Source organism: Vibrio sp. 070316B, assembly GCF_013114115.1.
GTDB classification, from domain to species: domain Bacteria; phylum Pseudomonadota; class Gammaproteobacteria; order Enterobacterales; family Vibrionaceae; genus Vibrio; species Vibrio chagasii_B.
Window position 1 is genome coordinate 323,403 of sequence record NZ_VTYC01000002.1, and the last position, 11,864, is coordinate 335,266.

8 protein-coding genes are annotated in these 11,864 nt (G+C 48.8%); 5 read left to right on the forward strand and 3 right to left on the reverse strand.

The features are described 5' to 3' along the window. The first annotated feature begins 67 nt into the window (after window positions 1-67). The 5 genes from F0251_RS03845 (at window position 68) to F0251_RS03865 (ending at window position 5,348) form a co-directional block, all read left to right on the forward strand. The gene (locus tag F0251_RS03845; protein WP_116871543.1) at window positions 68-826 is read left to right on the forward strand and encodes an ATP-binding cassette domain-containing protein; all 759 of its coding nucleotides are present in this window, start codon (window positions 68-70) and stop codon (window positions 824-826) included. Further along, window positions 823-1,674, forward strand: coding sequence for an ABC transporter ATP-binding protein (locus F0251_RS03850; protein WP_116871054.1), 852 nt, complete (start codon window positions 823-825; stop codon window positions 1,672-1,674). The genes F0251_RS03845 and F0251_RS03850 overlap by 4 nt, the downstream gene beginning before the upstream one ends. Before the next feature lie 47 nt (window positions 1,675-1,721). Continuing rightward, entirely contained in the window at window positions 1,722-3,251 is a 1,530-nt protein-coding gene (locus F0251_RS03855; protein WP_105058719.1) for an ABC transporter substrate-binding protein, read from the forward strand. A 4-nt stretch (window positions 3,252-3,255) separates the two neighbouring features. Continuing rightward, entirely contained in the window at window positions 3,256-4,992 is a 1,737-nt protein-coding gene (locus F0251_RS03860) for an ABC transporter permease subunit (protein WP_171730361.1), read from the forward strand. A gap of 113 nt (window positions 4,993-5,105) precedes the next feature. Continuing rightward, entirely contained in the window at window positions 5,106-5,348 is a 243-nt protein-coding gene (locus F0251_RS03865; protein ID WP_171730362.1) for a hypothetical protein, read from the forward strand. Window positions 5,349-5,454: 106 nt separating this feature from the next. Here the strand turns inward: F0251_RS03865 and F0251_RS03870 are convergent, their stop codons facing one another. The 3 genes from F0251_RS03870 to F0251_RS03880 all read right to left on the reverse strand — a co-directional run bounded on the left by F0251_RS03870 (window position 5,455) and on the right by F0251_RS03880 (window position 11,762). Further along, window positions 5,455-8,310, reverse strand: a complete 2,856-nt coding sequence (locus F0251_RS03870; RefSeq protein WP_171730363.1) for an FAD-binding and (Fe-S)-binding domain-containing protein — start codon at window positions 8,308-8,310, stop codon at window positions 5,455-5,457. A 415-nt stretch (window positions 8,311-8,725) separates the two neighbouring features. Beyond that, complete coding sequence (gene lldD, locus F0251_RS03875) at window positions 8,726-9,865, reverse strand: FMN-dependent L-lactate dehydrogenase LldD (RefSeq protein WP_171730364.1); 1,140 nt, start codon at window positions 9,863-9,865, stop codon at window positions 8,726-8,728. 202 nt (window positions 9,866-10,067) lie between these two features. Continuing rightward, window positions 10,068-11,762 (reverse strand): L-lactate permease, encoded by a 1,695-nt coding sequence (locus F0251_RS03880; protein ID WP_171730365.1) that lies wholly within the window; start codon window positions 11,760-11,762, stop codon window positions 10,068-10,070. Between the last annotated feature and the right edge of the window lie 102 nt (window positions 11,763-11,864).

Consider the following 11,864-nt stretch of genomic DNA (forward strand, 5'->3'; position numbering starts at 1 on the left):
CTCTTTTCATCATGTCGGCCAAATGATAGAGTTGTTATGTTATAACATCTTATCTGTGAGTATTTTCGTGAACGCCCCACTTTTGTCTGTTGACCGACTAACAATCAAAACTTCTTCAAGAACACTTTTCCAAGATATCCACTTCGATGTTGATCGAGGAGAGCTGTTGGCGGTCATGGGGCCTTCAGGCATTGGTAAGTCGATGCTTTCTCGCGCTATTGCGGGGTTTCTGCCAGAGGCTGTCGAGGTGGATGGTCATATTACTTTTGCTGGTGAGGCGGTATGTGGCTTACCAATGCTGCAAAGAACAGCAGCACAAAGGCCAGCGGTTATCTTCCAAGATGCCCTTCAAGCGCTCAATCCGCTCGTTTCCATTGAAGGTCAGCTCAGTTTGGCACTGACAGGGACTCGTACAAAACCTAAGTCAAAAGACAAAACCAAGATCAACGAACTGTTGGTGCAACTGGGTTTCCCAAATCCAGAAACTATTTTGCCGTTATACCCAAGCCAAATCTCTGGAGGACAACGTCAACGAGTGTGTATTGCGATTGGTTTGCTGAGTAACGCCGACATCATCATTGCCGATGAGCCGACCAGTGCGTTAGACCCGGTAACAGAGCAAGAGATACTTAAGCTGATTCGTGACAATGTTAAGCAGCGCCAGATTGGCGGCTTGCTTATTACTCATGATCTACACAGCGCGTTAGCGTGTGACAAGTTATTGGTGATTGATGATGGCGGCGTGGTGGCTTATGGAGCACCGAAACATGCGCTTGAATCGAGTTCTCACGCGTTCTGTTGTTCATTGAGAGATCTCATCGAATGAGCTCAGCCTTTCCACTAAATTCAGAAGTCTCGCCGTCAATGCCTGTGATTGATTCAGAAACACAAACACCGATTGAGATTAAGTTCGAGAATGTCGGAGTGCACTATTACTCCATTCCTCGTTGGTTAGGTGGCCAGGCGTTCAAAGCGCTACAGAACATCGACCTTAATGTTGAAGACAAAAGCCTAGCTATTGTTGGACGTTCTGGTGCGGGTAAATCTACGCTGATTGAACTGCTATTTGGACTGAAATCGCCGACCGTTGGTGATATCAGCTTGTTTGGTTATTCATTGCCAATTCGAGATAGCAAAGTGCAAGCGGCAGTATGTCGCCTTATCCAACTGGTGCCACAAGAGCCACACACTAGCCTCAACCCTTACTACACCGTTCGACAGATCTTAGCCGAGCCGTTGAGCAACCTTGATGTTTCTGGCAATCATGAAAGCATCATTGAAGAGACGCTATCGGACGTTGGCTTACCTGCGTCTTTGTTATCACTGAAACCCAATCAACTTTCTACAGGCCAAGCTCAACGTGTGGCGATTGCTCGGGCGCTTGTCGTTAGACCCGCAGTATTAGTTGCCGATGAGCCAACCAGCAGCCTAGATCCGGTGAATCGTCAGAGGCTACTCGACTTATTGAATTCATTGAAAAAGAAGCGTGATATGCGCCTAGTTTTGGTGACACATGATCTAGGGGCAGCAAAGGCACTTTGTGAAGAAATTCTGGTCCTCGACCATGGTGAAATGGTGGAGCACGGATCGACCTATCAAGTGATGAGCATTCCTGCTCATCCAGCGACTCAGATGTTGATCGAATCTCAGCCTCTGTCGAAATCTACTTGTTAAACACAACCTTACTAATTAATAAAATACAGCTATAGAGAAAAATAACTATGCGTTTTAATTCAATCAAATTGGCTTGCGCACTTGCGCTAGCGCTGCCTTTGACAGGCTGTTTTGACTCTCAACCAGAGTCGAGCGAAGCTGCGGTCAAATCTGAAATCCGTGTCGCGATGATGCAGCCACCAAGAACGGGCCTATCGCCACTTTCTGATGATGCGTTTAAGTTATCGCGTTGGAGCACGGCTGAAACGCTAGTTAACCTGAGCCCAGCTTCAGAAGCTGAGCCAATGCTGGCTACGGACTGGCAACAGGTGGATCCACTGACGTGGCAATTCACGGTTCGCCAAGGTGTTAAATTCCACGATGGTTCGACATTAACCGCAGAGTCTGTTGTGAACTCACTACAGAAAGCTCTAGAAGCGGCACCTAAGCCACGCATCCTAGATGGTGTAGAGTTAGAAGTGAAAGCGATGGACAACTACCGCGTAGAGATCAAAACCAGCTTTGATGACCCTCTTTTACCAAGCCGTCTATCAAGCCCTCAGCTAGCGATTCTTGCAGCAAGCGCTTACCAAGAAGATGGTCGTGTAATCCCAACTGGCGCAGGTACGGGCCCGTTTGAGTTGACTGAAATTAACGGAACAACAAGTGCTAAGCTCCAGCGATTTGATGACTACTGGGGCGAAAAGGCGAGAATTGAATCTGTGATTGCAGAGTATGTTCCAAACGGCTTCGCTCGTGCCGCAGCTCTACGAACGGGTACTGCAGACGTCGTTGAAGCGGTGCCAGTTTCACAAATCGCGACCATTGACTCTAACCTGCTTTATGAAGTGGCAATGCCTCGCACTAACACGCTTTACCTGAACAACAAATCGGGTGTATTTAGCGATATCAACCTACGTAAAGTCGCTGCTGCTGCGGTAGACCGTGAGCAAATCGTTAAGACCGTGTACGAAAATCACGCGGATATCGCGCAAGGTCTGTTAGGTCCTGCACTTGCTTGGGCTGAGCCGATTCGACCTGAAGGTCAGGCGGTAGACAAAACGTTAAAAGCAAACGGTGAAAGCATTGTTATCGGTACTTTTACTGATCGTGCTGAGCTTCCAGAAGTCGCTGCACTACTTAAACAGCAACTCGAAGCGGCTGGTTTTAAAGTTGAGCTGGATATCCGCGAATACGCTCAGATTGAAAACGATGCATTGTCTGGCAAGTTTGATGCGTTCATCCTTTCTCGTGCAACCGTTCTGGATTCTGGTGACCCAGTGGCTTACATGATGAGTGACTTTGGCTGTAAGGGTTCATTCAACCTTGGTCAGTTCTGCTCTCAAGAAGTAGACAAAGCATTGACTCACGCAGACCTGCAACCACTAGGTGCGCTGCGTCAGCAAGCGATCATTGAAGCTGAGCAAAAAATACTTAATGACGTCGCGGCTATTCCGCTGCTTCATGAGCGTGTGATTCAAGGTGAAAGCGAGCGTGTAAGCAATGTAGTTCGTGACCCAAGTGAGCGTCGCTTGGTTGACCAAACTACACAGGTCAAAAAAGCGACACAAGTTAACTCGGCAACACAGGTTAACTAAATAAATGCTATCTGCTGAGACTCTGCGTCGAACCTTATTTATCTTGACGCCTTGGCTATCAAGAATCGCTTTATTAATTGTGGTGGTGATTCTTGTTGGCTTGATGCCTGACATTGCCGGCATCGACCCAAGTCAATCCATCCTGCGAGCGAGGGCGGGGCAACAACACCTGCTTACGCCTGAAGCTTTAGCCGCGGTGCGAGCTGATTTACAGCTGGATCGTTCGGCAAGTGAGCGCCTAATCGACTGGGTTGGCAGTGCCTTCTCTGGGGACTTAGGTACATCATGGATAGATGGCTCTTCGGTTGCATTAGGTCTGCAAAAAACAGCGTCTACGTCTTTGTTTTTGATGTCTAGTGCATTGCTGATGACTTTCGTACTGTGCGGTGCAGGTTTACTTGTTACCTTGCGTAGTTGGAAGAAAGGCAAATTAGGGCAGAGTTACAGCAGTTTAAGCACCGTATTAATATCCTTGCCAGAGTACGTGGTGGCTTCGGTATTAATACTGGTGTTCTCAATCTGGTTAGGCTGGCTACCACCGTATGGTTGGCAAGGCTGGCAAGATATCTGGCTACCGAGTTTAGCACTCGCACTGCCCGCTAGCGGCCTATTTAGTCGCCTACTCAGAGACAGTTTACAACGCGTTCTTAATGAACCTTGGGTGATCACTTGGCTCAGTGCCAACGTTCACTCTAATCAAATTATTCGCTTTGCGCTGAAAAGAGCGTTGAGCAGCCTGATCCCACAAATCGCGATGACTGTGATCGGCTTGACGGGTGGCGCGGTCGCAGTTGAGCTTATCTTCTCGATTCCGGGGATCGGGCGCATGATTCTTGGTGCTGCTAAGGCGCAAGATCTACCTATGCTGCAAGGCGGCTTATTAGTATTGCTGCTGTTTTCGATTGCAGTAAGCAGCATCAGCTTATTTGTTCAGCAGTTGATTCTGGGTCATAGCCTGAAAAGCGGCAAGCTAATTAGTAGTCACTCTTCGTTTCGCTTTACCCAGAGCCGCGCCAAGCGTGTCACTGCTTTTGCGATCTTCTCATTCCTAATTGCTATCGTGGTATGGGCGGTATTCCGAGACCCATACACCAGCCAGTTTGCACGTTTGGCATCACCGAGCTGGCAAGCACCTTTGGGGGCCGATGGCATTGGGAGAGACCTGTTAGCGAGAATCGGTTCTGGTATGGTCGAGACCTTCCAAGCGGGTATCTTGGCAACCTTCTTGAGCTTGGTGACGGGCATCATCATGGGCTTCAACACACGTTTTAGCCAAGGCCTTATCGAGATCACTAAGGGCATCCCTTACATCATTGCTGGCCTGTTGGTTGCGGGCTTAACTGGGATGAACCCGAACAGCGCATTAATCGCGATTGTACTGGTATCTTGGGCGCCATTAGCGGCGCACTGTTCAAGTTTAATTGTGGAAGCTAAGGCTCAGCCTTATACGCACCTCGCGCCATTGTGGGGTACTAGCAAGCTGAGCATCTTCCGCTTCTACTTGCTTCCTTATGTGTTACCGCCGCTACTAAGACACGCGTTGTTGAGGTTGCCAGTCATCACGCTAAGCCTGACATCACTGAGTTTCATCGGGTTAGGGGCAAAACCACCAACACCTGAATGGGGTTTAATGATTGCAGAGAACTTGCCATACATTGAGCGCGCGCCATTGGCTGTGATGGGACCAATTATTGGGCTCATTCTGTTGGGTGCTGCCATCAACATGATGTTTGACGACTAACGAATCAGCAAGGGGCTTAAGTTTTCGGTTGGCTATTTATGTTGTAATCTTAGGTCTGCTTTTAGAACTGCTCGAAAGTTCAATAGACCCTAGTTAAGTGTAAAGGATTCAACATGTATCTCGTTTTGTATTGCCACAACATTGGTATGACTGATTTTTCTTTCTTTGAGACGGAAGACTTCGACAAAGAAGAGGGTTATATCGTGCGAGGAAAATGGCCGAACGAAAAAGCGTTTCGTGATTACTTGACCAAAGAATTTGGTGATATGAGTGCGTTCCGAGTGATCGACTTAATTGCCAAAGGTGCAGAAGCAGAACACTACTCGCCAGAAGAGTTGATGCGTTTAGCTCTCTAACTGTTAGCTCATTAGCACGTTTTAAATCGAATAAAGAAATGGCAGCCTGATTAGGCTGCCATTTTTCGTTTTAAGCTAGAGCTCGTCACTAGTAATGAGAGTGAAGCTACTGTGCAACTTCGTCCACCAAGTACAAGATTGATTGATATGGAATGCCACTGTGATGTGACAAACCGATCTCACAAGTTCGGCTGTTACTGAATCCACGAGTACAGTTGCTCGGTACTTGTTCCTTAAGTGGGTGCACCGCTGCTTCATTCAGTTCTGGCGTAGTGAAGCCTTTGTCACCCGCCCAGCCACAACATTGAATATGCTCTGGAACAATCACTTCTTCAGTACACGCTTTAGCAAGGTTTAACATCGCCCCTTCTAAGCCCATTCGGCGAGAGCTACAAGTGACATGCAGCATCACGGTCTCTTTAAGTGGTTCAAGCGTCAGGTGTTCTAGCAAGTATTGGTTCACAAATCCTGTCGGTTCTAGCACTTCTAACGGCTTAGTGAACTGCTCAATACTGCGTTTGGCACACGGGCTGGTGTCCATCAATACTGGGTATTCACCCTGACGACTCGCTTGCCACAACACTTCTTCGAGTTGTTGCGCTTTAGATTGGGCTAAATCGCTCATTCCTTTGCTGTCGTAAGGCATGCCACAACATTGGTCATCTAGCTTCTTCGGAAGAATAACCTCAAATCCGGCTTTGTTAAGTAAAGACATGGTCACTTCCGTTAGAGGACGTTGGTCGCCCGCATCACTCTGTTGCCCCATGGTTCGGCTAGCACACGACGGGAGGTAAACCACTTTCTTTGCGTCATTAGAAGTTTCGGCTGTCATTGGTGAAGCCGTGAGAGAGTAACTGTTGGACTGCGGCATCTCAGGCATCCAAACAGGCGTTACGCCTTTGGTCACTGAGCGCAGGCCATTGGTAAGCTTACCGACCGTGTTTGCCCCCAAGACCTTACTCGCTACTTGATTGGTTTTGAGGCCGGCTTTGGTCAGCTTCGTGGTGGTCGAGAAATGATCCGCTGTCCATTTGGCGATTGGTGTGAACTTCTCATACTTGGCAACACGAAGCTTCTTCACCAAGTCACCCGTATTAATGCCTACTGGACAGCGTTCGGCACACAGACCTGTTGCCGCGCAGGTATCGATGCCTTGGTATTCGAAGGTTTTTTCTAGTTCGCTGGCTTCTATCTCTTCACCTGCTGCTCGTCGGCGTTGCAGTTCTCGGTACAGCACAATACGTTGGCGAGGTGACAAGGTCAGTGTGCGAGACGGGCAGACTGGCTCACAGAATCCACACTCAATACAGCGGTCGACCAGATCGTCGGCAGCTGGCATTGGCTTTAAGTCTGTGATGTGGGAGTTTGGGTTGTCGTTGATGATAACGCCAGGGTTGAGCAACCTTTCTGGGTCGAACAGCGCTTTGATCTGTTGCATCAAGGCGTAACCATCTTTGCCCCATTCCAACTCCACGTAAGGTGCCATGTTACGGCCTGTGCCGTGTTCCGCTTTCAGAGATCCTTGATATTTCACGGCGACAAGCTCGGCTACGTCATCCATGAAACCACCGTAACGGTCGATCTCTTCTTGGCTATCAAAACCTTGGGTAAACACAAAGTGCAGGTTGCCTTCCAGAGCGTGGCCAAAAATGATCGCCTCGCTGTAGTCGTATTTATCGAACAGCTCTTGCAGCTCTCGAATGCCATTTGCAAGATTTTCGACTGGGAAAGCAACATCTTCAATGATGACCGTCGTGCCGACTTCACGCACTGCGCCAACGGCCGGGAACATGCCTTTACGGATGCCCCACAGGGTAGCGACAGTCTTAGGATCGGACGTGAAAGGGACAGATTCGACAATCGTGTAATCAGCTAATGCATCCAAAATTGATTTACATTGTAAATCTAAGTCCTGCTGGGAGCTGGCGTGTGATTCCACCAAAATAGCTGCAGCTTCTAGATCTAGGCTTGGCATGAACGCAGGCATACCCGGTTTATCCGCGACAGAACGTAGCGCTCTACCGTCCATTAACTCAACAGCAGCAACCGGAGTTTTGGATAGCGTAGTCACAGCCTTACTGGCTTGCTCGATATCGGCAAACACCAACAGAGCAGAGGCTTTGTTCGGGTGTTCAATCACTGTGTTGTAAGTGATCTCAGCGATGAAGCCTAGCGTGCCCTCTGAACCGATCATCAGGTGTTTAATGATTTCGATTGGGTCGTGGTAATCGACTAATGCATTGAGTGCGTAGCCCGTGGTGTTTTTAAGGCGATACTTGTGGCGGATTCTGTCGGCGAGTTCTTGATTTGAGCTGGTTTGACGGTGTAATTCAGCAATACCATCAAACAGCGTTTTGTGTGACTGCTTGAATGATTCAACGCTAGCACTGTCTGCGGTATCGAGCAGGGTGCCATCGCTCAATACGACTTTCATGCTTTCGACCGTGCGATAGGAGTTCTGCGCAGTACCACAACACATGCCACTGGCGTTGTTCGCTGCAATACCACCAATCTTACAGGTGTTGATAGAGGCTGGATCTGGGCCTATTTTACGTTGGAACGGGGCAAGGTATTTATTGGCATCAGCGCCAATTACACCGGGTTGAAGAATGATTTGATTGCCGTTATCGACAATCTCATGGCCACGCCAATCGTCGGTCAGAGTGATAAGTACTGAATCTGAAACCGCTTGTCCTGAAAGACTGGTACCGGCCGCGCGAAAGGTAAAATGAATGCCCAGTTCACGACAGCTTTGAATCGTGAATATCACTTCCTCTAAGTTTTTAAGTCTTAGAACCATTTTCGGCACCAAGCGATAAAAACTCGCATCGGTGCCGTAAGCCAATCGCTTTGCCTCTTGCGTGACAATGCGTTCCGTTTCTATTTTCTGAGCCAGTATCGCCTCAAGCTGCTGATAAGCTTTGGCGTCAACTACTCGCTCATGGGATGTGTTTGTCTCCATCTTTGCTTCCTTGTGCTTCTTATTTGGCACTGATCAGGGCGTGTTGACCTTTCGTGGTTAAATTTTGTTCGAGATAAAAGCGTTTTAATCGCGGCGAGGGGGAAGTAACCTAGTATTCTAAGCAAATCTCCCTCAACAAAGAGTAAAACGCTTTTAGCCGAACCCTTCGGGCAGCGTTTGCTGGTCATTTCTACTACGTTATCGGCTTCTCATGTAGGCTAGCTACACATCGACGCCTCTGCCTTGTATAAACACCCAGCAACTCGCTGCAAAAATCAGCTCGAAAGATCAACACGCCCTAGCTTTTTATTTTATTTTCCAGTGCTTAAACGGTGTCACAACGGCAGTGGAATTGCTGTGACATCGATTGAACTTCAGTCTAAGTAGACCCAAGCATTACAGTGAATCAACGGGCTTACTCTAACCCCACCAAAGATTCACGAGTTAAGTCTTTGATTGTCTTTGCGCCAGTTAATGTCATGGCAACGCGCATCTCTTTGTCGTAAAGGTCGAGTAGGTTCTCAACGCCGGCTTGTCCTTGAGCTGCTAATGCGTATACGAAAGAACGGCCAAGCAAGGTGCAGTCTGCGCCAAGTGCCATCATGCGAACCACATCTAAGCCAGTTCGAATGCCAGAGTCGACCAGAATCTTGGTATCGCCTTTCACTGCATCAGCAATCGATGGCAGCGCTTTGGCACTTGATAGAACGCCGTCAAGCTGACGACCACCGTGGTTTGAAACGACGATACCGTCTGCGCCAAATCTCACCGCGTCTTTTGCATCTTCTTCGTCGAGAATACCTTTGATGACCATTGGGCCGTCCCAGAAATCACGAATCCACTCTAGGTCTTTCCATGAAATCGACGGATCGAAGTTGTCACCTAACCAACCGATGTAGTCTTCCAGCTTGGTAGGAGAGCCACGGTAAGTAGAGATGTTGCCTAGGTCGTGTGGTTTACCCAGCAAGCCGACATCAACTGCCCAACTAGGATGACGCATAGATTGGAATACGCGGCGTACTGCTGCATTTGGTCCACTCATTCCGGAATGCATGTCACGGTAGCGAGCGCCGGGTACGGGCATATCAACCGTGAAAACCAGTGTGGTCACGCCTGCCGCTTTTGCACGCTCTAGTACGTTCTTCATGAAGCCACGATCTTTGAGCACGTAAAGTTGGAACCACATTGGGCGTTCAATCTTAGGGGCTACTTCTTCAATCGGGCACACTGACACGGTCGACATGGTAAACGGAATGCCTTTGTTGTCTGCGGCTTTGGCGGCTTGTACTTCACCGCGTCTTGCATACATACCCGTTAAACCAACAGGCGCCAGTGCAATTGGCATCGCTAGCTTCTCGCCAAATAACTCGGTTTCTAAATTTAGGTCCGACATGTCGTTGAGTACGCGTTGTTTTAGCGCAATCTCAGCAAGGTCAGCCGTGTTGCGGCGTAGGGTATGTTCTCCGTAAGAGCCACCATCAATATAGTGAAAAAGAAACGGTGGTAATTTCGCTTTTGCTGCGGCGCGGTAATCAGTCGATGCGGATATGATCATAATTTCAGTCCTAAATTCTTGGGATGTTGCTCTTCTTTGAGAGCTTGGTTTGGGCTGCTTTAATTCGGGAAAATGGCGTTAATACCCGTGGGTGTTGATGTGTTCTAGTGTCCATCCCGGAACTCATCAACTGTCTTATTAGACGGTGTCGCTGTCGGGGAATTGAGTATTAACGCCAAGTGCTTTGGTGACGACTTATGGGCTACATAAGCACGTCTGTCATATTGAAGCCATAGATAACCACTAGGCCGATGATGCCTGTCATCACCAAGTAGTAGAACGTAGGGATAACGGTTTTACGTAGTGTTGCACCTTCACGTCCTAGTAGGCCTACCGTTGCCGAAGCGGCTACCACGTTGTGAATTGCAATCATGTTACCGGCTGCAGCACCAACGGCTTGTAGGGCAACGACGACAGCACTTGAGATAGTCAGGGTTTGCGCTACTTCGAATTGGAACTGGCTGAACATCATGTTTGATACTGTGTTTGAACCCGCAATGAAGGCACCTAACGCTCCAACAGTGGCACTCAATGCTGGGAATGCGCTGCCAACTAAGTCCGCGGCGAAGTTAGCTGTTGTTACAGGCATACTCGCTAGGTCAGCTGCGTTCACACCAGAGTTGATGAAGATACGAACCATTGGGATGGTGAACACCAGTACGAAGCCTGCACCAATCAGTGTTTTGCTTGATTCACCAAATGCTTTCGCCAGTGGCGCCGCACTGCGGCCTTGAATCAGAACAGCAACCAGTGCAACAAATACTAGGATACCGCCCGGTAGATACAGAGGTTGAATCGCAGTGCTCACACCGGTTTCACCAAGGATGTTGCTGAACGAAAGGCTAACGCTCTTCAAGAGATCTTTAAACTCAGGGCTCACGCGGCTCGCAACCAAGGTCACCGCTAGCAGCACGTATGGTGCCCACGCCATCGCCATGCTCATCTTCTTATGGCCTTGATTGTTGTCATCAAGGTCAATTTTCAGAGAACCTAACCATTCAGTTGGCCACTTGTCTTCGCTCTCAAAGTCCCATTTTGATTTCGGTACTAGGAAGCCACGTTTTGCTGCTGTAACAACAATTGCAAGACCAACCAGACCGCCAATTAGAGATGGGAACTCAGCACCTAGGAAGACACCGGTTAGTGCGTAAGGGATGGTGAACGCTGCACCAGCAAACAGTGCGAACGGCAGAATGTCCAAACCTTCTGTCCAGCTTTTGTTCTTACCGAAGAAACGAGTCAGCATCATCGCCATCAACACTGGCATCATCACACCCACAGAGGCGTGAATCAGCGCCACACTGGAGGTGATTTGTTGTAGGTAAGCGTCCCAAGTAGAACCATGAGCAATCAGGCTTTCACCGATGTTGTGTGTGTCCAAGCCTTTGTTCACACCAACGATGATAGGCGTACCCACCGCGCCGAATGATACTGGCGTTGATTGGATCATCATGCCCATCAGTACCGCAGCCAGCGCAGGGAAGCCGATAGCAACCAGTAGCGGCGCTGCAATAGCTGCAGGTGTACCGAAGCCAGATGCGCCCTCAATGAAGGAACCGAAACACCAAGCGATGATGATCGCCTGAACACGACGGTCAGCGGATATGTCCGTGAAGCCGTTACGGATGGTGGTGATAGCTCCGGTGTGTTTCAAAGTGTTTAATAAGAAGATGGCGCCGAACACAATCCAGAGAACCGACACGGTAATGCCGAAGCCTTGAAATACAGAAGCCAGCACGCGAGTGCCAGACATATCCCAAGCAAATAGGGCAATAGCAACGGTTAATGCAAATGCCACTGGCATCGCTTTTTTCGCAGGCCAGTTCAGGCCGACCAGCAGAATCGCTGCAACAACTATTGGTGAAAAGGCCAATAGAGCTAGTAGAGTTTCACTCATGGGTACTTCCTCGTACTGTTTTCAAACGTTCATGTTTGAAGTAGATAACACGTTATGGGTTGTCATTTTTGATTCGCTATTGGCCTCTAAGCGGGAACCATT